18 protein-coding genes are annotated in these 22,690 nt (G+C 61.7%); 10 read left to right on the plus strand and 8 right to left on the minus strand.

What is annotated here, in order from left to right:
• Positions 1-48 precede the first annotated feature (48 nt).
• Positions 49-219 (plus strand): hypothetical protein, encoded by a 171-nt coding sequence (locus tag HMPREF2781_RS12480; RefSeq protein WP_167595650.1) that lies wholly within the window; start codon positions 49-51, stop codon positions 217-219.
• A gap of 116 nt (positions 220-335) precedes the next feature.
• On the opposite strand, the gene HMPREF2781_RS01255 is transcribed toward HMPREF2781_RS12480, so the two are convergent.
• On the minus strand, positions 336-1,409 hold the full coding sequence (locus HMPREF2781_RS01255) for an HNH endonuclease signature motif containing protein (RefSeq protein ID WP_070643711.1): 1,074 nt from the start codon (positions 1,407-1,409) through the stop codon (positions 336-338).
• A 363-nt stretch (positions 1,410-1,772) separates the two neighbouring features.
• Here HMPREF2781_RS01255 and ileS point away from each other — a divergent pair, with 363 nt between their 5' ends.
• Entirely contained in the window at positions 1,773-4,970 is a 3,198-nt protein-coding gene (gene ileS, locus HMPREF2781_RS01260; RefSeq protein WP_070643714.1) for an isoleucine--tRNA ligase, read from the plus strand.
• A gap of 189 nt (positions 4,971-5,159) precedes the next feature.
• Here the strand turns inward: ileS and HMPREF2781_RS01265 are convergent, their stop codons facing one another.
• Positions 5,160-6,344: an MFS transporter gene (locus tag HMPREF2781_RS01265; protein ID WP_210385989.1), complete on the minus strand. Its 1,185-nt coding sequence runs from the start codon at positions 6,342-6,344 to the stop codon at positions 5,160-5,162.
• Between the two features lie 161 nt (positions 6,345-6,505).
• Positions 6,506-7,147: a GntR family transcriptional regulator gene (locus HMPREF2781_RS01270; RefSeq protein ID WP_070643720.1), complete on the minus strand. Its 642-nt coding sequence runs from the start codon at positions 7,145-7,147 to the stop codon at positions 6,506-6,508.
• A 150-nt stretch (positions 7,148-7,297) separates the two neighbouring features.
• On the opposite strand from HMPREF2781_RS01270, the gene HMPREF2781_RS01275 reads away from it, so the two are divergent.
• Complete coding sequence (locus HMPREF2781_RS01275; RefSeq protein WP_070643724.1) at positions 7,298-8,761, plus strand: DNA polymerase IV; 1,464 nt, start codon at positions 7,298-7,300, stop codon at positions 8,759-8,761.
• Here the strand turns inward: HMPREF2781_RS01275 and HMPREF2781_RS01280 are convergent.
• On the minus strand, positions 8,758-9,693 hold the full coding sequence (locus tag HMPREF2781_RS01280; RefSeq protein ID WP_070643726.1) for an asparaginase: 936 nt from the start codon (positions 9,691-9,693) through the stop codon (positions 8,758-8,760). The two genes, HMPREF2781_RS01275 and HMPREF2781_RS01280, sit on opposite strands and share 4 nt — an antisense overlap.
• 106 nt (positions 9,694-9,799) lie before the next feature.
• On the opposite strand from HMPREF2781_RS01280, the gene HMPREF2781_RS01285 reads away from it, so the two are divergent.
• Positions 9,800-10,444, plus strand: a complete 645-nt coding sequence (locus HMPREF2781_RS01285; protein ID WP_070643729.1) for a WKL family lipoprotein — start codon at positions 9,800-9,802, stop codon at positions 10,442-10,444.
• A gap of 130 nt (positions 10,445-10,574) precedes the next feature.
• Here the strand turns inward: HMPREF2781_RS01285 and HMPREF2781_RS01290 are convergent, their stop codons facing one another.
• The gene (locus HMPREF2781_RS01290) at positions 10,575-11,522 is read right to left on the minus strand and encodes a DUF6263 family protein (RefSeq protein WP_070643732.1); all 948 of its coding nucleotides are present in this window, start codon (positions 11,520-11,522) and stop codon (positions 10,575-10,577) included.
• A gap of 32 nt (positions 11,523-11,554) precedes the next feature.
• Between HMPREF2781_RS01290 and lspA the strand changes: the two genes are divergently transcribed.
• The 4 genes from lspA to HMPREF2781_RS01310 are packed head-to-tail and all read left to right on the plus strand — an operon-like array spanning position 11,555 to position 13,892.
• Positions 11,555-12,070, plus strand: coding sequence for a signal peptidase II (lspA, locus tag HMPREF2781_RS01295; protein WP_070643734.1), 516 nt, complete (start codon positions 11,555-11,557; stop codon positions 12,068-12,070).
• Positions 12,070-12,993: an RluA family pseudouridine synthase gene (locus HMPREF2781_RS01300; protein ID WP_070445351.1), complete on the plus strand. Its 924-nt coding sequence runs from the start codon at positions 12,070-12,072 to the stop codon at positions 12,991-12,993. The genes lspA and HMPREF2781_RS01300 overlap by 1 nt, the downstream gene beginning before the upstream one ends.
• Positions 12,990-13,589, plus strand: a complete 600-nt coding sequence (locus tag HMPREF2781_RS01305) for a hypothetical protein (protein ID WP_070643737.1) — start codon at positions 12,990-12,992, stop codon at positions 13,587-13,589. Before HMPREF2781_RS01300 ends, HMPREF2781_RS01305 begins: the two co-directional genes overlap by 4 nt.
• A gap of 33 nt (positions 13,590-13,622) precedes the next feature.
• Complete coding sequence (locus HMPREF2781_RS01310) at positions 13,623-13,892, plus strand: permease (protein WP_070445357.1); 270 nt, start codon at positions 13,623-13,625, stop codon at positions 13,890-13,892.
• Here HMPREF2781_RS01310 and rarD read toward each other — a convergent pair.
• Positions 13,889-14,791, minus strand: a complete 903-nt coding sequence (gene rarD / locus HMPREF2781_RS01315) for an EamA family transporter RarD (protein WP_070445360.1) — start codon at positions 14,789-14,791, stop codon at positions 13,889-13,891. The genes HMPREF2781_RS01310 and rarD overlap by 4 nt on opposite strands.
• 65 nt (positions 14,792-14,856) lie before the next feature.
• Between rarD and dnaE the strand changes: the two genes are divergently transcribed.
• Positions 14,857-18,432 carry a DNA polymerase III subunit alpha gene (dnaE, locus tag HMPREF2781_RS01320; RefSeq protein ID WP_070643896.1) on the plus strand — a complete coding sequence of 1,192 codons (3,576 nt, stop codon included), beginning with the start codon at positions 14,857-14,859 and terminating at the stop codon, positions 18,430-18,432.
• A gap of 112 nt (positions 18,433-18,544) precedes the next feature.
• The gene (locus tag HMPREF2781_RS01325) at positions 18,545-19,741 is read left to right on the plus strand and encodes a cobalamin-independent methionine synthase II family protein (RefSeq protein WP_070643740.1); all 1,197 of its coding nucleotides are present in this window, start codon (positions 18,545-18,547) and stop codon (positions 19,739-19,741) included.
• Between the two features lie 108 nt (positions 19,742-19,849).
• Here HMPREF2781_RS01325 and HMPREF2781_RS01330 read toward each other — a convergent pair whose 3' ends face one another.
• Entirely contained in the window at positions 19,850-20,476 is a 627-nt protein-coding gene (locus tag HMPREF2781_RS01330; RefSeq protein WP_070445366.1) for a hypothetical protein, read from the minus strand.
• Between the two features lie 110 nt (positions 20,477-20,586).
• A complete protein-coding gene (locus tag HMPREF2781_RS01335) occupies positions 20,587-22,512 on the minus strand; it encodes a choice-of-anchor I family protein (protein WP_070643742.1) in 1,926 nt (641 codons plus the stop codon).
• Positions 22,513-22,690: the final 178 nt, after the last annotated feature.

A 22,690-nucleotide genomic window follows, 5' to 3' on the forward strand; every position in this document is an offset into this window, starting at 1 on the left:
TTGTAAAGCACAGAGCCCTTAGTCATTGGTGAGGGAAGGAGAGCACGCATGCTTATCGGCGCATTGCTGTTGGCCTTTGTCGCTTTCTTGGCCTTCGTGAACTACATCCTCACTGCCGCTGAGTGGTCTTTGTACCTACTCTTCGCTTCCGCCGGGGTGGGCATTGTTCTTTTCATCGCAGACACCGTGATTAAACTCCGCCGCAAGCACGACGAGTAGCCCGGTCCCGCAGAAAACCTGTAGCGCGCGTATCTCGGACACGACGAGTAGCCCTCGGTCCAGTGATAATTCTGGGTGGAGGGCTGCTTGTGCGAAGACTCCTAGTTGTGTAGCTCCTAGTCGTTTCTTTCCGGGGTGCCGAATAGCCCGGGAGGCGCTTGCAACGGCGTGGGCGGTGGGGGAGGGCCGTGTGTCCTTTTCGCTTTACCCCCGACCCGAGCCATGCGGCCGCGACCCGGCGGCGCATTCGGATCGTCCTGGTTCACCCCGTTGTGATAGGGGCAGAGCATCACCAGGTTTTCTTGGTTGGTGTACCCGCCGTTCTTCCACGCGATGAGATGGTGAACCTGGCATTCATCGGCTGGTTTCATGCACTTATCCCACGCGCAGACTGGGAACTCGGCCATAGCCATAATGCGTTGCTTGATGCTGGCCGAGCGCTCCTCGTAGTAGAGGTTGACCGGCCCGTGATAGGGGTGGAAAAGGGTCGCGAGTGCGCCTTCTTTATCGATCTCATCAGCGATGACCTTGTTGAGGTATTCCGCGCCGGTCATCGTGGCACCGTTGGTCATGTGAAGGGTGATTTCCTCGCCGTCACCGTCGAGGATCTTTGTCATGGCCTCCAGTGGTACGAGGATATTAGTCTGCAGGCCGCGGCGCGGGGCAGCACCTTTGAAGAAGGCCTCGCGGATGGACTTGAGGGGGCGTTCGCGGTCGATGGCGTCGCTAAGCTCTGCAATCAGGTGCGAGGGACCTGTTATTGCCATCGTCCACGGTGCATTGCGGCGGCGGTAAACAGTCACGCCCTCTTTCGGCGTGGGTGGTGCCGAGTGTTCCTTGAGCTTCTTTTTCGCCAGTGTTTCCATCGCGAGGGTATCGGCGCTCGTCCGGCAGAGTTCTAGACGCAGTTTCCAGCTCAACGCTTGTGTTTTGGCTTTGCGGGCATAGCGGTCGATGATCTCCAAGGTAGGCAAAGAATGCCTGCGTTGGCGCGCTGCCTTCACTGCGTCACGTTGCATCCGCGTCATGGCGGTCTTGCCAAAGAAGCTCGTATGCAGCCGTACCAACTCCGCCGCGGTTTTGTCTGGGGAACCGGCGGCGATGAGGTCTGCTTCAGACATGCCTTCGCACTCGGCGACGACATCGATGCCGGCCCCGAGTGCGTTGAGGAAAGTCTGTAGCGCGTTCATATTTGTGGAGCTTAAAACACCTTATGACCTGTGCGCATTAGAAAAAATGTTCCTGTGGAAAACCTTATCCCAGGTGCCTCTTTTATGTACTGGCGTTTCTATTTTGAGGCTTTCGGGAACCTGGGCCTGTGAAAACTTGACCGCCTCGCTATACTTCTAGGCATATGCAGTGAGCCGGCTATCACCGGGGAGCATTCCGGAAGAACGTGCTTCGCGCTTAGCGGAGCATTATTAGAACCGGGCGGGTAGGGACCGTCATCTCCTTCACATCAACGAAGCGGGGCGCCTCGGTGCCCAAGCGGGGTGGTACCGCGAGCCGCAAGGCGCGTCCCCGCCACAGCGAACGAGTGAAGGAATTTTTAGATGAGTAATAACCCCGCGAACGTCGGCAGTGTTTATCCCAAAGTCGATATGACTGCTGGGTCTTCCCGTTTCCCCGATATGGAGCAGGAAGTCCAGAAGTACTGGAAGGGCGACGACACCTTTAAAGCCAGCCTCGAGCAAACCGAGGGCTGCCCCGAGTACGTCTTTTATGATGGCCCTCCCTTTGCCAACGGCCTGCCGCACTACGGTCACCTGTTGACCGGTTACGTCAAGGACATCGTCCCGCGCTACCGCACCATGGCCGGCAACCACGTCCCGCGCGTCTTCGGCTGGGACACCCACGGTCTGCCGGCGGAGCTGGAGGCAGAAAAACAGCTCGGCATCACCGATAAGGCCCAGATCGAGGAGATGGGCTTGGAGAAGTTCAACGAGTACTGCGCCAAGTCCGTCCTCGAGTACACCGATGAGTGGGAAGAGTACGTCAACCGCCAGGCCCGCTGGGTGGACTTCGAGAACGGTTACAAGACCATGGACTTGAACTACATGGAGTCCGTGATGTGGGCGTTTAAGGAGCTCTATGACAAGGGCCTGATCTACCAGGGCTTTAGGGTACTGCCGTACTCCTGGGCTGAGCACACCTCGCTGTCGAACCAGGAGACGCGCCTGGATGATTCCTACAAGATGCGCCAGGATCCGACCCTGACGGTGACCTTCCCGGTAGCTGGCGCTGTGGAGGGAAGCGCAGCGCAGAAGACGTTGGCGGATAACGCCGAGCTTGCCGATGCCTCCTTCCTCGCCTGGACCACCACCCCCTGGACCCTGCCGTCCAACCTGGCGCTGGCGGTCCACCCGGAGGTCGACTACGTCTTGTTCAAGGCCACCGAGGGCAACTTTGCTGGTCGCACCTTCATCATGGCCGAAGCGCTCACCGGCACCCTGGCCAAGGAGCTGGGTGAGGCGGAAGTTCTCAAGACGTTCAAGGGCGCTGAGCTAGAGGGCTTCAAGTACCAGCCCATCTTCGATTTCTTCCCGGATGTCGAGAACGCCTACCAGCTGCTGCTCGCAGATTACGTCACCACCGAGGACGGTACCGGCGTGGTTCACCAGGCTCCGGCCTTCGGTGAGGACGATATGCTCACCTGCCAGAAGTACGGCGTGGGCCTGGTCATCCCGGTGGATGAGGACGGTAAGTTCACCTCGCAGGTGCCACCCTACGAGGGCCAGCTGGTCTTCGACGCTAACAAGCCCATCATCAAGGACCTGAAGGAAGCTGGCCGCGTGGTGCGCCACGTAACCATCGAGCACTCCTACCCGCACTCCTGGCGCTCCGGCGAGCCGCTCATCTACATGGCTCTGCCAGCATGGTTCGTCAAGGTGACCGAGTTCCGTGACCGCATGGTGGAGCTCAACCACAACGAGATCGAGTGGCTGCCGGAGCACATCCGCGACGGCCAGTTCGGCAAGTGGCTGGAGGGCGCTCGTGATTGGAACATCTCCCGTACCCGCTACTGGGGCGCTCCGATCCCGGCGTGGATCTCCGATGACCCGGAGTACCCGCGCGTGGATGTCTACGGCTCTCTGGATGAGTTGGAGCGTGACTTCGGCGTGCGTCCTACCAGCCTGCACCGCCCGCACATCGATGAGCTGACCCGCCCGAACCCGGATGATCCGACGGGCAAGTCCACGATGCGCCGCGTGCCGGATGTGTTGGATTGCTGGTTTGAGTCCGGTTCCATGCCGTTTGCGCAGAAGCACTACCCGTTTGAGAACAAGGAGTGGTTTGAGAGCCACTCGCCGTCGGACTTCATCGTGGAGTACTCCGGCCAGACCCGCGGCTGGTTCTACGTCATGCATGCGCTGTCCACCGCGCTCTTTGACCGCCCGGCCTACAAGAAGGTTGTGGCCCACGGCATCGTTCTGGGCAATGACGGCCTGAAGATGTCCAAGTCCAAGGGCAATTACCCGAACGTCAACGAGGTCTTTGACCGCGATGGTTCGGATGCCATGCGCTGGTTCCTCATGTCCTCGCCGATCTTGCGCGGTGGCAACCTCATCGTCACCGAGCAGGGCATCCGTGAGGGCGTGCGCCAGGCCATCCTGCCGATCTGGAATGCCTACACCTTCCTGCAGCTCTACGCTTCCCAGGACGCGACGTTCGATGTCAGCTCCACCAACGTTCTGGACCGCTACATCTTGGCCAAGACGCATGACTTGGTGAAGAACACGAATGATGCGCTGGCGAATACCGATATTGCTACGGCAACCGAGGAGGTTCGTCTCTTCGCGGATGCCTTGACCAACTGGTACGTGCGCCGCTCCCGCGACCGCTTCTGGGAGGGCGAGGAGACCCACCCGGAGGCCTTCAACACCCTGTACACGGTCCTGGAGACGGTCTCTCGCGTGGTGGCTCCGTTGCTGCCGCACGTGGCTGAGGTCATCTACCGCGGCCTGACCGGTGAGCGCTCTGTGCACTTGGCTTCCTACCCGAAGGCCGAGGACTACCCGGCTGACGCGGACCTGGTGGCCGCCATGGATGCCACCCGCGCGGTGGCTTCGGCGGCGTCGTCTGTGCGCAAGTCCAATAAGCTGCGCAACCGCCTGCCGCTGCCGAAGCTGACCGTGGCGATGCCGGATTCGGCTCGCTTGGCCGACTTTAAGGACATCATCCGCGATGAGGTCAACGTTAAGGACGTTGAGCTGACCGATGACGTCGATGAGGTTGGCACCTTCGAGGTGGTCTGCAACGCCAAGGTGGCAGGCCCGCGCTTGGGCAAGGACGTACAGCGCGCCATCAAGAACCTGAAGGCGGGCAACTACGAGCGTGACGGCGAGGAGGTTATCGTTGACGGCGACATCCGCTTGACCCCGGATGAGTACACGGAACGTCTCAAGGCTGCGAACCCGGAGTCCACGGCGCGCGTGGACGGCGTGGATGGCTTGGTGGTATTGGATACCAACGTCACCGAAGAGCTGGAGGCTGAGGGCTGGGCGGCGGATGTCATCCGTGGCCTGCAGGATGCCCGCAAGGCCGAGGACTTCGTGGTCACCGACCGCATCACCGTGGTCCTGTCTGTCCCCGAGGAGAAGGAGGAGTGGGCGAACCGCCACCGCGAGCACATCGCGGCGGAGGTGCTCGCTGTCGACTTCGCTGTGACGACCGAGGCTCTCGCGCCTAGTGCTGGCCAGAACGTCCATGATGTTCTTAAGGGCGCGACCGCCACGGTGGCTAAGGCCTAAGGCGACAACAGCGACGTAAACGGTTGCAGAAAAGCTCCGCTTCCCGGATGTGGGAGGCGGAGCTTTTTGCGTCTGTGCACAGGAAGCGAAGGGCGGCCTAAGGAAGGAAGCCGTGGTTACGGGATGTTCGGGAGATTGCCCTGAGTGTAGGGGTGTCTCGGGAAGATGCAGTGATTGTGGGGGTCTGCGCTAGCGGCGGGTGCCGGGCAGGTGCGCGCGCCAGGCAAGGATGACGTTGATGAGGCAGACCAGCGCCAAGAAGCTGCCGATACTGAACAACGCGGTGAAACCTATGTAGGGTGCAAGCGCGCTGAAGGCCATGGGGATGAAGAAGCCGGTGTAGGAAATGGAGTAGTACACGGCGGTCAGGCCGGCGAGCTCGCGCTCGCCCGCGATGCGCTGGACTTCAGACAAGCCGGCGACGAGAGCTAGACCGTATCCCGCACCCATCGTCGCAGCGGCTGCGATGCCGAGCGGGAGGGAGAGCGAATGAGCGGCGAAGGCCCCGAGGATGGCGCCGACGGTGATGACGAACATGGCCAGCGCCGAGGCGCGTGCAGACTGATGGGTATCCACCAGACGGCCCAACATCTGGACGGCGACACCGCAGCCGAGGGTGATGACAGTCATCAGGCCGGAGAAAGCGATAGGGGCATCACCTGCCGAATCGGACAAGAGCTGTGGCAGCAGCGCATAGGCTGCTCCCGCGCAACCGAATACCCACGGGGCCACGGGGACGACGACGCGCAGGAAACGCTTGTGAGCAACGGCTGGGATATGCAGCATCTCCAGCATGTCGCGCACCCGAAGCTCCAAGACTGTGGTCTTGACGTCGCCCCGGCTGGGCTGGCGGGTCTCCGGGGTATGCAGGATCCACACGGCGGTCAGTAACGTAAGCAACATGTGGAGGATATAAGCCGTGTGGGTCGGCCACGGTCCCCACTGGGCGAGTACCGAAGCGATACCTGCGCCCACGAGGAAGCCTGCGGTCAAGCACAAGGACGCTTTGCGGGCGCCTGCCGCCGGGTTCCCGCCAGCACGCGTGATGAGCTCTGTAATCCACGTTGAGCCCACGGCCATGACCAAACCCAAAGCCATGCCGCACAGGACACGCCCCAGCGCAATGATGAGTGGCTCGTTGGGGGCGATGGACAGCAAGAAAGAGCCCGCCAGAGACAGTGGTGCCGCGGGGAGCAGCAGGGGGCGGCGGCCAAGCAGATCGGACAGTGGGCCGCCAATCAGCAGGGCGGGGATAATACCTACGACATAGGCGGCGAGGAGCCCATTGACCGTAACCTGGGAAAAATTGGAGGTCTCGCGATACATCACCAGCAGCGGGGTGAACTCGTTTCCTCCCCACGCCACGGCAATCATTGAGCCAGCGACGGGGTACCACGCACGCTTTGGGAGCGGCGCTTCGAGGGAGCGGACAGGTGAGTGCGAAGAGGTGGGGCTTTCGGCAGAGTCGGGGTCTATAAAGGCGTCGTGCTCAGTGGAAGGCGCCTCGACAGCAGAGCTCGAATGCGCGGATACAGTCACAGTTGCTTCCTTGAGGAGTTGAGGTGGGAATGGAGTTCGGTCAGGTAGGAGTCGATGTCGCCGGTGCGGAGGGCGTCGGCAAGCACTGCGTGCTGGGCCACGAAGGCGCGGGCCTTCTCAACGCTGCGGCCGATGGCGGTGGCGGTAAAACGCTGTTGGCGCTCGCGCAGCGTGTGGCCGAGGTGCGCCAGCAGGCGGTTGCCGCCGTTGTCCATGATGGTTTGGTGAAACTTAGCGTCTAGTTGGGTATAGGTGCCCAGATCGCCAGCGTCGAGGGCGGCATTTTGTTCCTCGATGGTGGCATCGAGGACATCGGCAATGAGTTCACGTTCCTCGGGGGATAGCCCGCAGATGTGGCGCGCAGAGTTCTCGTCCACGAGGAGGCGGGCCTCGTAGACCTCTCGGATCTCGCGGGGGCTAATCGGCACGACCAACGCGCCGCGCTTGGGATAGAGCTTCAAAAAGCCTTCCACCTCCAAGCGGAGGAAAGCCTCGCGCACCGGGGTTCGGCTCATCCCTAGCTCGGCGGCTAGGGCGGCTTCGGAGAGCATGTCCGAGTCATCGACCTCGTCATCGATGATGCGGCGCTTGAGGTGCTCATAGGCCCTTTCAGCGGCAGGTACCTTGTCTTTTTGCATGTATACATGATGCATGCAAGCGGGGTTTGGTGTCTAGCGCCAAGCGCCAATCGTGGGGCATAGATCACTTATGCCGCGCATGAGAGCTAGTTCTCTTTGCCTGCCTAGGGCTTCCTTGTGGATGCGAATATATGTTTTAGACTTGTAGTTATGCAGCGCTGGGTTCTTCACATCGACATGGATGCGTTCTATGCCTCGGTGGAACAGCTGACTCGGCCCACCCTGCGCGGTCGTCCGGTGCTTGTGGGAGGGACGTCCGGCCGCGGGGTCGTCGCGGGTGCTTCCTATGAGGCGCGCGCTTATGGCGCGCATTCCGCCATGCCCATGTTCCGCGCGCAGCAGCTCGTGGGTTTTCGTGCCGTGGTGGTGCAACCTCGCCGAGCAGTCTATTCGGCGGCCTCGCGCCGGGTATTTGAGATCATTGCGGAGCACGCTGGGGTCATCGAGCAGCTTTCCATCGACGAGGCCTTCATGGAACCTGAGGCACTAGTCGGTGCGTCAGCCGACGAGGTTCGTGAGTGGGCAGAGAACCTGCGCCGCGTGATTCGAGCGGAGACGGGCCTTCCCAGCTCTATTGGTGCGGGTGCGGGAAAGCAGAGCGCGAAGATCGCCTCGGGGGAGGCCAAACCGGACGGCACCTTCGTTGTTCCACGAGAGCGCTTCGAGGAGCTCATTCACCCGCTGCCGGTGGGAAAGCTGTGGGGTGCGGGGCCGGTCACCCAGCAGAAGCTTGCCGCCATCGGAGTGGAGACTATCGGCCAGCTGGCCGCAATGAGCCGCAAGGAAGTCGAGATTTCGCTCGGCGGTGTGGTGGGTGTGCAGTTGTGGGAGCTTGCCCAAGGGATTGATGAGCGTCCAGTTGCCCCGCGCGCGATTGCCAAACAAATCTCCACCGAGTTCACCTATCCCACCGATCTGCGCACGGCGGCAGAGGTAGATGCGGCGCTGATTCGCGCGGCGCATGGCGCTCATTCCCGTTTGTTGAAGGATGGTCGCGGCGCGCGCACGGTGACGGTGAAGCTGCGGATGGCGGACTTTCACATCGAGTCACGCTCAGCCACCTTGCCCTATGCGACAGATGATCTGAAGGTGCTCGAAGCCAAAGCGCTGAGTTTAGCGCGCTACCCGGAAGAACTCGGTCCTATCAGGCTGGTGGGCGTGAGCTACTCAGGGTTGGAGGAGGCCCGCCAAGACGTGCTCTTTCCGGAACTAGACCGTGAGATCGTGCGCCAGGACCCAGACACGGACTATGAAACCGGGGTCAGCGATTATCTGCCGGGCAGCACGTCCACCCCAGTCGATGTCTCCTCCACTGCAGATTCCGAGGAATCGCCGAGCCGCAAATGGCGTGCTACTCAGGACGTATATCACCCCGACTTCGGCCACGGTTGGATTCAGGGTGCGGGCCACGGAGTGGTCAGCGTGCGCTTTGAAACCCGCGCTACGGGCCCGGGGTTTGTGCGCTCCTTCGCCGCTGAGGATGAAGAGCTCCGCCCAGCCGATCCGCTGGACTCCTTGGCCTGGGAGGACGTCCTGCCGGACAATGATGCCGAGCTTGACGGTGACGTCGCCCCCGAGGGGGCGGTAGAGGCCCCACCACGCGAGGACAATTAGCCCGCGGTATAGGCCGTGCTGGTTGGTGCCTTACTAAACATCTCTGCCACCGGCGTGCCTGTAGCAAGTGCCGCAGCAAGCATAATGCGGGCCTGCCCGGCGCGGAATCCGCCGGCGGCCACCGCGCCCATCTCGCCCAAGGTGGCGCCACCGCCAGCGCCGCCATAGGCCAGCTTGGTATTCCCGTAGGGAGTTCGGGTGCTGATCACCACGGGCACGCCCGCCTGCAGCGCGCGGGTCACCCCGGCACCCATCTCCGCGCCCATGTTTCCCGAACCCATCGCCTCGATGACGAGGCCGGAGGCGTGTTTAAGGGAGGCGTCGACAAGCTCGGCTGATGCCCCCGGGTAGGCCGCGATGATTTCAACTGGATGTCCGGCCATCGGTGCCAAGGGGAGGAGTGGTGCAGCGGAGTCTCCCACCGGCAATTCCTCAAAGCCGTTGAGCTGCGAAGTATGCCACTTGCGCGCACCGCGCCCAGGGATAGTCTTGCCGCCGAACTGCACCCACACGCCCGGCCTGCCGGAGCGCAGAAGCCCATAGGCCTCGCGCAGGTTGCGCGGGCCATCACCGGCCGGGTGGTCGAAGGCGCGCTGGGCGCCGGTGAGCACGATAGGGCCATCGCCTAAGTCAAAAAGGGACAAGGCCAGCGCGGTTTCCTCCATGGAATCGGTGCCGTGCGTGATGAGGACGCCGTCGATGTCTGGGCGGGAGAGCTGTTCGCGAACGCACAACAGGAGCTCATCGAGGTCGGCCAACGTAATTGAGCTGGAATCTAGCGCGCGGAATTCCACCACCTCAATGTCGTGCGTGCCGCCGTCAGTGCCCAGAGAAGCGGCCAGTTGCTGGCCGCTAACGGTGGGGACTAGGGAACCGTCACGGACCGTCGTACAAGCGATGGTGCCACCGGTGGCGATGAGGGCAAAGGTCATGCCAGCAGGCTACTACAGCCACGCACCTGCGCGGGAAACCCAGGGCTGGGTTCACGGACGCTAAAGTAAAAAGGATAAACCACGATCCCCTACGTGAGGAGTATTTGTGAAATCCTTCAAGCTGAGCGCCGCCGTCTTGGCTCTGGGCGCCGCGACTGTCCTGTCCGCCTGCTCGTCTTCTGAGGATGCAGCGAGCGAGAGCAGCACCGCCGCCAAGCCTTCGGGCGAAACCTCCGCCTCGCAGGTTGTCTCCACCGAGATGCCCACTGTGGAGCAGCTCAACGAGATTCTGTCCAAGGCCGCGGACCCGAACCTTCCCCAGGAAGAGAAGGTGCAGCTGGTCCAGGGTAGCGAGACGGCGCCGGAGCTTTTCGACGTCATGTCGCAGTCCCAGGCCGAATCCGGTGCCACCTTCGAGGTCGTGGCCCCGGTCATTCCGGGCCTCGTGCCGGATTCCGCGCTGGCGACCGTCCACATCAATACCCCGGATGGTCAGCAGCAGACCGCCGACCAGGTGGAGTTCATCAACGAGAGTGGTACATGGAAGCTGTCTAAGACCTGGGCTTGTGTTTTGGTCACCAACATCGTCCCGCCGGAAGAGGTTCCGGAGATGTGCGCCGATTCCGTGCCGGAAGACGCAGCGGCGCCTGCCGACGCCCCCGCTGAAGGCGAGGAAGCGCCAGCCGAGCAGGCCCCTGCCGAGGTGCCTGCAGAGGACGCTGAGGCTCCCGCTGAGGCCCCAGCTCAGTAAGCTCGGCCGACAAAAACCTCAGCGCCCACCACCCACTGGCTTTTCTGCCAGTCAGGTGGTGGGCGCTGTGTTGTCTGGAAACCCGTGACGCGGCTGCCGCGTGCAGCGGCATAGGCGCTGAGCGCGCTAGCTAGTCGGTTGTGAACTCCATTTCGGTGGCGCTGGTCTGCACCACGCGAAGATCGGAGCCTTCCGCACCATAAGAAATGGCGGTGGTCACAGAGACATCGCCGGCGGTGGGAAGCGGCTTGGTCAGATCAACTGTGACCGAGCCTTCCGAGGTGGAGGTGTGATCGAGCACCTTGAGTTCTTTGCCCTGCAGTTCCTCGGGGGCGTCGGCACCGTCAAAGGACAGCGCGCCCAGGGAAGGACGCTGCTCCACCTTGACGCTGAGGGTGGCGGTATCCCCGTCCAGCTTGTCCAAGGTATATGTCGTGGTTTGCAGCAGCGTGGATTCGCCAGTGACGCGCGATTCCACCATCCATGTCGCGCCGGGGCCGATTTCCTCATCTGGGAAGACGATGGGCAGGGAGGTCAGGCTGGAGATAGCGCGCTCGACTGTGCTGCGGGCCTGATCGGTTGCTGCCTGCGGGGCCGCTAGGCGCAGAGAATTCATCTGTCCGGTATCCGTACCACGCCACCCAAACTGGAAACCCTCGGCGGAGGAGACATCCGTGCCGTCAGCCTCGGGCTTGCCCACGGTGACGAAGGCGTTGCGGCTCGCCGGAAGCTGGCCTTCGACGTTCTCGGTGGCAGCTTCCACCGAAGCCTGCAGCGGAAGAGTGACCGTATCCTCGGTCGCCGGCGAAGGGGCAGCGCTGCCATCTTTGCGCAGCTGCTGGTCGAAACCCGTGGCGACCTTGTAGGTCAGCTCCTGAGAAGCATCGAGATCCTGATAAGCCAGAACGCGGCTGGCACCGTCACCGGGCTCCAAGAGGGTGACGCGCGGGGCGTCGAGGGCCAAGCCGACCGGTTCTTCGACTGGCTTGGACGGCTGGGAATAGGAACAGCCGGCGAGCGCGCCGCTTACTCCTAGGACGGTGGCGGACAGGACTGCTAGAGCTCTCACACGAAACACGCATTCCAAATTACCGGATGAGCCTGTTTAGAATGGAACGGGTGAAAGCAAGGAGTTATATCGGAGTGATGGTTGCGGTGGTGCTCGGTGTGGCTGCCGTCGACCAAGCCGTGAAGGCGCTGATGCTGTCCATCCTCACCGAAGGGGAAGCCTTACCGGTGTTCGGTGACTGGTTCCGCTTCTACCTTTTGTTTAACCCCGGCGCGGCCTTCTCCATGGGAGGGGAGGGCTCGACGTGGCTGTTTACCACAATCCAATTGGCCTTCATCGTTGGCGTGGCCATCGCCGCTCCGCGTATCCACGACAAGTGGCAGGCCATCGGGCTGGCAATGATCGCTGGCGGCGCGCTGGGCAATTTCATCGACCGTCTGGTCCGTGAGCCAGGGTTCTGGTTCGGCCACGTCGTGGATTATATCTCCGTGGGCAGCTTCGCCGTGTTCAATATCGCGGACGCGGCAATCACCTGTGGCGTGGTGGTTTTCATCATCGCGATGTTCTACTCAGAGATGAATGAGAAGTCGGAAGAGCAGGAAGCGGGGGGAGTGTAATGCGCGAAAGCCGTAGGTTGCCGGTACCCGAGGGCCTCGATGGCATGCGCGTGGACGCTGCCTTGGCCAAGCTCCTGGGTATTTCCCGCGCCCGAGTGGCCCAGTTGTGCACGGCGGGTGACGTGGAAATCGACGGCGAGGCAGTGGGCAAGTCCGAGCGCTTAAACGCCGGCGGGTGGATCGACGTCATGATGCCGGCGCCTGAGGAACCACTTGTCCCCAAGGAGGAGCTGGTGGAGGGCATGGATGTCCTCTATGTCGACGAGGACGTCATCTGTGTGTTCAAACCGGTGGGGGTGGCCGCGCACCCGACGTTGGGCTGGGATGGCCCCACCGTCATTGGCGGGCTGCGGGCGGCGGGCTATGCGCTTGCCGACGCCGGCCCTACCGAACGCAAGGGCATTGTCCACCGCCTCGACGTGGGAACCTCCGGCGTCATGGTGGTGGCCGCCAGTGAGCGTGCCTACTCCCAACTCAAGAACGCCTTCCGCGAGCGCACCGTGAAGAAGACCTATCACGCCGTGGTCCAAGGCTTGCCGGATCCCATCGTGGGGACCATTGATGCACCCATTGGCCGTCATCCTTCGGCGGGCTGGAAATTTGGGGTCGTCGATGACGGCAAACCGGCGGTGACACATTACAAGCTGCTGGAGGCCTTCCGCGAGGCTAGCCTCCTCGAAGTTCATTTGGAGACCGGCCGAACCCACCAGATCCGTGTCCACATGTCTGCCACCGGGCATCCCTGTGTGGGTGATCCGATGTATGGCTGTGACCCGAACCTGGCCAAGCGCGTGGGGCTTAACCGCCAGTGGCTGCATGCGGTAAAGCTCGGATTTACCCACCCGGGTACTGGCAGGTGGTTTGAATGCACCGCACCTTATCCCGAGGACCTGAAGCACGCCGTGGAGGTTTTGCGCGGATGAGCCCGCAGCGGAGCACGCGCCAGCGCATCTATCGGCGCCGCCGGGCCGCGGCGCTGGTGCTGTTGGCGGTGCTGGCGCTGGTGGTGGTTCTCGCTTTCGGCCTCCTTGGCACCCAGCCCCGCGCGGCGCTGCAAGGAGACCAGCTGGGGCCGGATGGAACCGAGACTGCTGCTGAATATCGCGAACGCGCGGAGGCCTCACTAGCGCAGGCGGACGAGCCAGCCTATGCCCTGGTGGGTTTTAGCGAGGCGCTGAGCGCACAGGAGGTCTCCGATGCGCTGAGACCAATCCAGCGCATGGATGCCATCGTGATCGGGCTGGCCGCCCCCATTGCAGTTCCCGAACCTGTCACTGGCGCCACGCGCGTCGACGTCCTCGATACCGTCCTGTCCCGCGTGTCCGACCATGCCCGTGACATGGGGGAGGAGGCACCATCGGAGGTCGACGCCGTCGTGGTGTATTCCGATGGGAGTCAGTTGCGCGCCCTCGCCTCCGACCCACGGGTCGATACCGTGGAGGTCGCGCCCGAGGATGCCGCATGGGGCTCCTTCGGCGTGCGCCCGCCCGCCAACGTCGGACAGAATGAGAACCGCTAGAACAGCTACCGATAGAACAACCAAGGAGAAGACATGCGCCTATTTCCCAACACCTCCGAGTGGCCACCGAACTACCGCTTTGCCTACCTCTTGATGTGGGCGGGCGCGTTCATCGCCTCTGGGGCCGCCATCGCGCAAGGGGTCTGGGGAGCAGACAAGCTCGCCTTCGGCATTCTCATCGTGGTGGCCATCTACTGCATCGCCATGGCCATCCTCATGCCGCGGTGGGCGCTCAACGCGCGCGAGGAATCCGCCCGGCGTGCCCGGGCTCGGGAGGCGCGCGACGAGCTGAAGCGCCGCTAGTCCCGGCTGGGGGTTGTTTTCTCTGCGGGGTGGAGGCGGGCGCGGCGTCGAGAAGCACGGCCCATGCGCACCAAGTCCGCCAGGTAAATGATGACCGCTACCCAGATGATGGCGAAGCCGATCCAGCGTTCCGTGGACATGTGTTCCTGGGTGACAAACAGCGCCCACAGCATCTGCATGATGGGGGTCATGTACTGCAGCATGCCGAGGGTAGACAGACGCAGGTGCTTAGCGCCCTGGGCGAAACACAGCAGCGGCAGGGCGGTGACGAGGCCGGAGGTAACCAGCAGTGCGATGTGCCCGGGCCCTTCGGTAGTGAAGGTGGATTCGCCCTGTGCCTGGAGGTAGCCCAGGTAGATCAGCGCGAAGGGGAGCATGGCCAAGGTTTCCGCGGCCACAGAGCCCATCGAGGAAACCGTGATGCGTTTCTTGAGCAAACCATAGATTCCGAAGCTGAAGGCCAAAGCCAGCGAATAATAGGGGGCCTGACCGGTCATGAAGGTCAGCCACAACACTGCGATGAAGGCGATGCTGACCGACGCCACCTGCGCCTTCGTCAGCTTCTCCTTGAGGAAAATAATGCCGAGGGCCACGGAGACGAGAGGGTTGATGAAATAGCCCAGTGCGGCATCGGCCACGTGATCGCTGTTGATGGCGATGACATAGGTGCCCCAGTTGATGGTGATGGCCACGCCACAGGCAAACATCCACCCCCAAGTGCGCAGGCTGAACGCTTTCAGCTCGCGCCAGCCACCTGTCACCAGCAACACTGCGGTGACGAGAACGGCGGTCCACACGATGCGGTGGGCCAAAATCTCAAACGGGCTGGCGGGGCGCAGCAGCGGGAAGAATGCTGGGAAGAAACCCCACATGAGATAGGCAGCAATGGTGTAGAACATTTAAGAAAATGTACCTTAACGAGGAGCTACGGGCGAAGTTTGACGTCCCCGCTAAGATGAGCCGCATGGCCAAAAACTCCTCCTTCGTCCACCTGCACAACCACACCGAGTTCTCCATGCTGGATGGCATGGCCAAGGTGGATATGTTGGCTGATGAGGTGGTCCGCCAAGGCATGCCGGCGGTGGGCATGACTGACCACGGCAACATGTACGGCTCCAATGCTTTTTACCAAAGGATGACTAGTGCTGGCGTGAAGCCCATCATCGGCATCGAGGCCTACCTGGCGCCGGAATCGCGCTTCAACAAGAAGCGCGTGTTGTGGGGAACACCGGACCAGAAGCGCGATGACGTCTCCGCCTCCGGTGCCTACCTCCACCAGACCATGCTGGCGGAGAATGAAACCGGTCTGCGCAACCTGTTCAAGCTTTCCTCCTTAGCTTCCTATGAGGGGCAGTTGGGTAAGTGGCCGCGCATGGACGCCGAGCTGATTGCCGAGCATGCTGAAGGCATCATCGCGACCACCGGCTGCCCATCCGGTGACGTACAGACCCGCCTGCGCCTGGGCCAGTTCAACGAGGCGCTCGAAGCTGCTGCCATGTGGCAGGACATTTATGGCAAGGACAACTTCTTCCTAGAGCTCATGGACCATGGGCTGGACATCGAAAAGCGCACGCGTGACGGTCTGCTGGAGATCGGCCGCAAGCTGGATCTGCCGCCGTTGGTGACCAATGACTGCCACTACGTGCTGGAATCCCAGGCGCCCTCCCACGAGGCCATGCTCTGCGTGCAGACGGGCAAGACGTTTATGGACCCGGACCGTTTCAAGTTCGACGGCACCGGCTACTACATTAAGACTGCTGCGCAGATGCGTGAGCTGTGGGACCACATGGTGCCGGAGGCCTGCGATAACACCCTGTGGATTGCCGAGCGCGTGCAGGACTATGGCGCGATTTGGGAGGAGCACACCCATGACCGCATGCCGATTGCCGACGTCCCCGAGGGCTACACCCCAACCTCCTGGCTAACTCACGAGGTGATGGAGGGACTGAAGGATCGCTTCAACGGTGGGGATGTGCCGCAGGAGTACATCGACCGTGCTGAGTACGAGATCAGCGTCATCGATATGAAGGGCTACCCTTCCTACTTCCTCATCGTGGCCGAGCTCATCAAGCACGCGCGCTCCATCGGCATTCGCGTTGGTCCGGGCCGTGGTTCGGCGGCCGGTGCGCTAGTGGCCTATGCGCTGACGATTACCAACATTGACCCCATCGAGCACGGCCTGCTCTTCGAGCGATTCTTGAACCCGGAGCGTCCGTCCGCACCGGATATCGATATCGACTTCGATGATCGCCGCCGCGGCGAGATGATTACCTACGCCGCCGACCGGTGGGGCGAGGACAAGGTTGCCCAGGTGATCACCTTCGGTACCGTGAAGACCAAGCAGGCCATTAAGGACTCCGCCAAGGTGCACTTTGGCCAGCCGGGCTTCCAGATGGCGGACCGCATCAACGGCGCCCTGCCACCCGCGATCATGGCCAAGGACATCCCGCTCGCCGGCATCACGGACCCAGAGCACGAGCGCTATTCGGAGGCGGCCGAGGTCCGGCAGATGATTGAGACTGACCCGGACGTCAAGAAGATCTATGAGACCGCCCGCGGCCTCGAGGGCGTGGTCCGTCAGGCCGGCGTGCATGCCTGCGCGGTGATTATGGCCTCGGTCCGGCTCATGGACCACATCCCGATGTGGAAGCGCCCAGCCGACGGCGCCTACATCACCGGCTGGGACTACCCGGCCTGTGAGGCCATCGGCCTGCTGAAGATGGACTTCTTGGGACTGCGCAACCTCACCGTGATTGGTGACTGCCTGGAAAACATCAAGAAAAACCGCGGCGAGGAAGTCCACCTAGAAGACCTCCATGCCGACGACCCGAATGCCTCAAAGGTCTATGACCTGCTGTCGCGCGGCGATACGTTGGGCGTGTTCCAGCTCGACTCGGGCGGTATGCAGGAGCTGCTCAAGCGCATGAAGCCAACGGGCTTTAAGGACATCGTGGCGTCACTGGCGCTCTACCGCCCGGGCCCGATGGGTGTGAACGCGCACTGGGATTATGCGGACCGCAAGAACGGCCGCAAGGAAATTACCCCAATTCACCCCGAGCTGGAGGAGCCGCTCAAGGAGATCCTCGATGAGACTTACGGTCTTATCGTGTACCAGGAGCAGATCATGCGTATCTCGCAGAAAGTGGCAAACTACACCGCCGGCGAGGCAGATGGCTTCCGTAAAGCCATGGGTAAGAAGAAGCCAGAAGTGCTGGCCCAGCAGTATGACAAGTTCTGGGGCGGCATGAAGGACAATGGCTACTCCAAGGAAGCAATGGATGCTCTGTGGGGCACCATTGAGCCCTTCGCCTCCTACGCGTTCAACAAGTCCCATGCCGCGGGTTATGGTTTGGTGTCCTTCTGGACGGCCTACCTCAAGGCCTACTATGCGCCGGAATACATGGCCGCACTGTTGACCTCGGTGGGTGACAAGAAGGACAAGTCCGCTATCTACCTGGCTGACTGCCGCCACCTGGGCATCCGCGTGCTCTCACCGGACGTTAATGAGTCGGTGGAGACCTTCCAGGCTGTCGGCGAAGATATTCGTTTCGGCATGGGCGCTATCCGCAACGTCGGCGGGGAAGTGGTGGATTCCATCGTGAAGACCCGCCGGGAGAAAGGCGCTTTCACATCCTTCTCCGACTACCTGGACAAGATTGAGCTGGCGGCCTGTTCGAAGCGTGTCACCGAATCCCTCATTAAGGCCGGTGCTTTCGATTCCCTGGAACACCCACGCAAGGGCCTCATGCTTATTCATGAAGACGCCGTGGATTCGGTGCAGACGACCAAAAAGGCAGCCGACAAGGGGCAATTCGACCTCTTCGCTGGCTTCGGAGGCGGGGATGAACAGGGTGACTCTGTTTCTGCTTTTGCCATCGATATCCCGGAGGAGAACTGGGACCGTAAACACGAGCTGGCTCTGGAAAGGGAGATGCTCGGCCTGTACGTGTCTGGCCACCCGCTTGATGGTTTCGAGGAAGCCCTGAATGCGCAGACCGATACCCCGATCACCAAGATTCTCAACGGCGAAGTGGGCAATGGCCAGGAGCTCGTGATTGGCGGCATTATCTCGGGCGTTGACAGGCGCTTTTCCAAGCGCGATGGCTCGCCCTGGGCCATCGTGAGCATCGAAGACCATAACGGCGCCCAGGTGGATATCCTCGTGTTCAACCAGGTGTACTCGCTGGTAGCCCCGCAGATCGCTGAAGACAACATCATCCTGGCCAAGGTCCAGGTGAAGATCCGCGATGAGCGCATGTCCCTGTTCTGCTCCGATATCCGCGTTCCCGATTTGGGGCCGGGTAACGGTGCCGGTCTGCCGCTGCGCCTGACCATGCGCACGGATCAGTGCACCATGGACAACATTGCGCGGCTGAAGCAGGTCTTGGTCAACAACAAGGGTGAGTCTGACGTGTACCTCACGCTTGTCGACGGCGAAGAGTCCACCATGATGGTCCTCGGCGAACATCTGCGCGTGGAGCGCTCCAGCAACCTCATGGGTGATCTCAAAGCGACGATGGGCGCCGGAATTCTCGGCTGAGGTAACACCCCGCATTCGTGTGCTGAATAAAAGTACAGAATGAGGCGGGCTGTGCTTCGCCCGTGGGTTACGCTAGACAGCACAGTCTAGTTGAAAGGGAGGCCGTTTCCTCATGGTCAATAAGATCCGTACCACTCACGTCGGCTCGTTGCCGCGCACGCAGGAGCTGTTGGACGCTAACCTCGAGCGCTCCGCCGGCACCATCTCCGATGAGAAGTTCCACGAGATTCTGGAGCGCTCGGTCGCTGACGTGGTCAAGCGCCAGGTTGATCTCGGCATCGACATCATTAACGAAGGCGAATACGGCCACATCACCTCTGGCGCTGTGGACTATGGCGCCTGGTGGAACTACTCCTTTACCCGCCTGGGTGGTCTGACCATGACGGACAAGGACCGCTGGGAGATCGGTGACAAGATCCGCTCCGAACCGGGCAAGATTCGCCTCTCCTCGATGAAGGATCGCCGCGACCGCGCCCTGTTCGCGGAGGCCTATAACGACCCGGATTCGGGTATCTTTACCGGCCGCAAGAAGGTAGCTAACCCTGAGTTCACCGGTCCGGTTACCTACATCGGTCAGGAGCAGGTCGAGGCGGACGTGAAGCTGCTTGCCGACGCCCTCCCCGAAGGCACCGAAGGCTTCGTCGCCGCACTGTCCCCGGGCGCTGCGGCCCGCCTGCCCAACAAGTACTACGAGGATGAGTCCGATCTCGTGCGTGCCTGCGGTGAGGCGCTCAAGGTGGAGTACAAGGCCATCACCGATGCCGGCTTGACGGTGCAATTCGACGCCCCAGACCTGGCCGAAGCCTGGGACTCGGTGGTTCCGGAGCCGACGGTTGAGGATTTTCGGGCCTTCCTGCGCGAGCGCATTGAGATTCTCAACGAGTCCATCAAGGATATCCCGCGTGAGCAGACCCGCCTGCACATCTGCTGGGGCTCCTGGCATGGCCCGCACGTGACGGATATTCCTTTCGAGGACATCATTGAGGAGATCTTGCAAGCCAAGGTCGGCGGCTTCTCCTTCGAGGGCGCCTCGCCGCGTCACGCGCACGAGTGGCGCGTGTGGAAGGACCACAAGCTGCCGGAGGGCACTGTGATCTACCCGGGTGTGGTTTCGCACTCCACGAATGCTGTGGAGCATCCGCGCTTGGTGGCCGACCGCATCATCCAGTTTGCTGAACTGGTGGGCCCGGAAAACGTGATTGCATCGACGGACTGCGGCCTCGGCGGCCGTTTGCACCGCCAGATTGCGTGGGCCAAGCTGGAGTCCCTCGTGGAAGGTGCCCAGATTGCTACCGAGGAGCTGTTCTAAGCAAGGAGTAGCTCCCCCCCTCAGCCAGCAGCTGAATACCACGCGCGAACCTAAATAAAAACGCGCGAACCGTATAGGTTCGCGCGTTTCTTTTCGTTGGGGCAGCGGCTATTTCGCAGCCGCCTTCTCGTCTTCCTTCTTCTGGGAGTTATCCCAGTAGAAGCCCTGGCTCTTCAGGAACGCACGCAGGCCGTCGAGGACGGATGGGTCGAATTGCGCGACCACGGTCAACGCATTAATCGCGACGGCGACCAGCGCGATCGTGCCGCCGACCCAGGCAAAGACCTCCTCGGCCGTGTCATTGGGGCGCGCAGACTGCACCCAGTCGGGCATCTCGTCCCATTCCTTCTCCAGCGCCGCGTCCTTTTCTGCCTGGACGCAATCTGGTTCTGCGGGCATACCGGAGGAACCATAACCGTTAAGGATGCCGAGCCCGAGCTCCTGCGGACCCATGAAGGAAGAGCCCGCGGTGCCATCAGCCACCGCCTTTTCGTGCTCCTCTTGCGCCTTGCGTACCTGGTTCGCACACTCCTCGGAAAGATCAGAGGTGTCGATGCGTCCGACGTTCATCGAGCTTCCACCGTTTGGACCCTCGGAGCTTCCGCCCGTGGAGCTTTGGCTCAGGGAGGACGAGGAGGACTGGCTGCTCTCAGCTGATTCGGCGGCTGAGGCCAGCGGGGTGACCAATGCCATCGTCGTGGCACACACTGCGATTAGTGAGGTGGAAAGGCGCATAATCAGGGGTTCTCCTTGGGAAGGGTGCGAAAGGAAGTACGAGAAAAAAGGGGGAGGGTTGTCTCAAACCCACTTCAATGTAGCAGCCCTCCCCTTAGTGAAGATAGGTTTTATAGGAACTTCTCCAGCTGCTCGCGCAGCGGTGCTGGAGCAAAGCTGAGAACTGTTTCGCGGACACCCGGGGCGTTCAGCAGGCCTACCGCGGCAGCGACAGCGGCGATGACTCCGATGAGAGACCCGACGGCGATGGTCGCGGTGGAGGAGTGGGAACTCTGGCTGCTCTTGTCTTCGTTATCGTGGTCGTCGGCATCGTCTTGGTTGTCCTCGTCGGCATTGAGCAGGTCCTCAACGTTGTAGACGGTGGTGGTTCCGGAAACCTCGTTGCCTACGATGAACAGGTGCTCACCGTTAGGGGAGTCTGCCTTGTCGACGAAGGCAAAGCCCTCCGGGCCCAAGTCGCCGGCAGCAGCGAACTCATCAGTGGAGAAGTCGCGGTTGTTGACATAGGTGACGAAGGAAGCGGTGGCGGGGTCGGTGACGTCGTAGACGAAAATGCCGCCAACGCGCTCGGCGCCAATGAAGGCATAAGTACGCTCCCCAACGGTGCCGATGGTCAGGGCCTCTGGTTCTGGGCCCTTGTTATCAGAGCGATCGTCGAACTCTGCCTCTTCGTTATCGGCGTTGTGGTGGAAGATACCCGGCTCGTTGAGCTCAGCGGTGATCTTTTCGAACTCGGCGCCGGAATCGAAGACAACGTTGCCCTCTGAGTCGTAGATGCTGAAGGAACGAGAACCGTAGGCATAAAGCTCATCGAAACAGCCCTTTTCTTCGTTCCAGCCGGAGGCGTTGCTCAGCTTCAGGTTGCCAGCGTGCTTTTTGTCGGCGAGTTCCTCCACGTTGACGTCGCCCAGCGCGCCCTCACATACCTTGCCATCCTCAACCAGAGCCTTGAGTTTCACTTCATCGGTGTAGACGCCGGAGCCACCGTCCTTTTCCTTCACACCCCACTCGCGGGCATCGCCTTCGTTCGCAGTGGCAAAGTAGGTCTGGCCACCGGCGGTGAAGGCGCCGATGGAATCTGGCATGGACAGGCCCTTGACCGGGAGCGTGCGCAGCTCGGCCGCGTCATCCTTGTTCGAGGGGTCCAGCGGGACCTGCGAGTGATCCGCGATGTGGGCGGGCAGGATCTTCTCCACCGTGGCGGATTCAATATCGATGACGCCGATGGCGTTGGCCTCCTGCAGCGACACGAAAGCCTTGCCGTCCTGGGAGGTGATGTACTCCGGCTCAAAGTCGATGGACGGCTTAGAATCATGGCCGGAGGGGCCGAAGACTCGCACGCCCTCTGGCAGAGGCTGGTCGTCGAAAGCCGTGAATCCAGCGATGCGGGCATCCGCCTGCGTTGGCGCCTCAACAGCCTCCGGAAGCTTGATAACGGAGACGGATCCTTCCGGGTCCGTCACGTAGTCGGTGCCCTCGGCGTTGAGCTCATTGGATGGTTCGCCTTCGTTGGCCAGCAGCGCGTAGCCGCCATCTGCGGTGAGGTGGACGTTATCCGGCAATGCACCCACCATCACGCGGCCCACTTCGGCGGTATCCAGGTCCGCGGCCGCGGCGTTGAAGAACAGTGCTTCGCCGTCCTCAGTCTTGTCCGCCTGTTGGACGGCGGCCACCGCTAGGCCGTCGGGGCGCACCGCTACGGAGTTGATTTCTTTGCCTTCACCAGCAGAAATAGAGCCGATCAAGGTGGGGTTGGCTGGGGCAGAAGCGTCGAGAACATCAATCTGACCCGCGTGCGCATTGACCGTAAGGATGCGCTTGGAGTCCGGGTGGAAGGCCACGATCTCCGCAGCCGACTCCGCGTATACCCCGGACTCATAGGTGCCAACCGGGGTGAGCTTGAGACTGGCGTCTGCCGCCGAGTGCTCGATGACGTTGTTCACAATGGCGGCCGAGGAGGCCGGTGCGGCCACGCTGAGGCTGGTTGCGGTCGCCACGCAGAGTGTGAGAGAGCGGCGGGAGATAGAGCGAGACATTGAGAAAGACTCCTTGAAGCGAGACGAAAAAGATTCCGCATCACCGTACGTGCCGCTCATGACACTTTCGGGGAACAGAGCGTTGCGGCCAAGCGAGATCTAGGTAAACGTTCAGTGAATCGGTCGAATGCTAGGTAATGTGCGACGAAAGAATAGTGGGGCGCTAAAATGAGCCACC

Origin of the sequence: Corynebacterium sp. HMSC062A03, from assembly GCF_001811145.1 — a bacterium.
Classification (GTDB): Bacteria; Actinomycetota; Actinomycetes; order Mycobacteriales; family Mycobacteriaceae; genus Corynebacterium; species Corynebacterium aurimucosum.

Bases quoted from the DNA above. Each gene is read 5' to 3' on its own strand.
- HMPREF2781_RS01270 (WP_070643720.1), bottom strand. From the start codon at position 7,147: ATGCAAAAAGACAAGGTACCTGCCGCTGAAAGGGCCTATGAGCACCTC.
- HMPREF2781_RS01325 (WP_070643740.1), top strand. From the start codon at position 18,545: ATGGTCAATAAGATCCGTACCACTCACGTCGGCTCGTTGCCGCGCACG.
- lspA (WP_070643734.1), top strand. From the start codon at position 11,555: ATGGAACGGGTGAAAGCAAGGAGTTATATCGGAGTGATGGTTGCGGTG.
- HMPREF2781_RS01305 (WP_070643737.1), top strand. From the start codon at position 12,990: ATGAGCCCGCAGCGGAGCACGCGCCAGCGCATCTATCGGCGCCGCCGG.
- HMPREF2781_RS01310 (WP_070445357.1), top strand. From the start codon at position 13,623: ATGCGCCTATTTCCCAACACCTCCGAGTGGCCACCGAACTACCGCTTT.
- HMPREF2781_RS01265 (WP_210385989.1), bottom strand. From the start codon at position 6,344: ATGATTGCCGTGGCGTGGGGAGGAAACGAGTTCACCCCGCTGCTGGTG.
- HMPREF2781_RS01330 (WP_070445366.1), bottom strand. From the start codon at position 20,476: ATGCGCCTTTCCACCTCACTAATCGCAGTGTGTGCCACGACGATGGCA.
- rarD (WP_070445360.1), bottom strand. From the start codon at position 14,791: ATGTTCTACACCATTGCTGCCTATCTCATGTGGGGTTTCTTCCCAGCA.
- HMPREF2781_RS01275 (WP_070643724.1), top strand. From the start codon at position 7,298: ATGCAGCGCTGGGTTCTTCACATCGACATGGATGCGTTCTATGCCTCG.
- HMPREF2781_RS01280 (WP_070643726.1), bottom strand. From the start codon at position 9,693: ATGACCTTTGCCCTCATCGCCACCGGTGGCACCATCGCTTGTACGACG.
- dnaE (WP_070643896.1), top strand. From the start codon at position 14,857: ATGGCCAAAAACTCCTCCTTCGTCCACCTGCACAACCACACCGAGTTC.
- ileS (WP_070643714.1), top strand. From the start codon at position 1,773: ATGAGTAATAACCCCGCGAACGTCGGCAGTGTTTATCCCAAAGTCGAT.
- HMPREF2781_RS01255 (WP_070643711.1), bottom strand. From the start codon at position 1,409: ATGAACGCGCTACAGACTTTCCTCAACGCACTCGGGGCCGGCATCGAT.
- HMPREF2781_RS01335 (WP_070643742.1), bottom strand. From the start codon at position 22,512: ATGTCTCGCTCTATCTCCCGCCGCTCTCTCACACTCTGCGTGGCGACC.
- HMPREF2781_RS01300 (WP_070445351.1), top strand. From the start codon at position 12,070: ATGCGCGAAAGCCGTAGGTTGCCGGTACCCGAGGGCCTCGATGGCATG.
- HMPREF2781_RS12480 (WP_167595650.1), top strand. From the start codon at position 49: ATGCTTATCGGCGCATTGCTGTTGGCCTTTGTCGCTTTCTTGGCCTTC.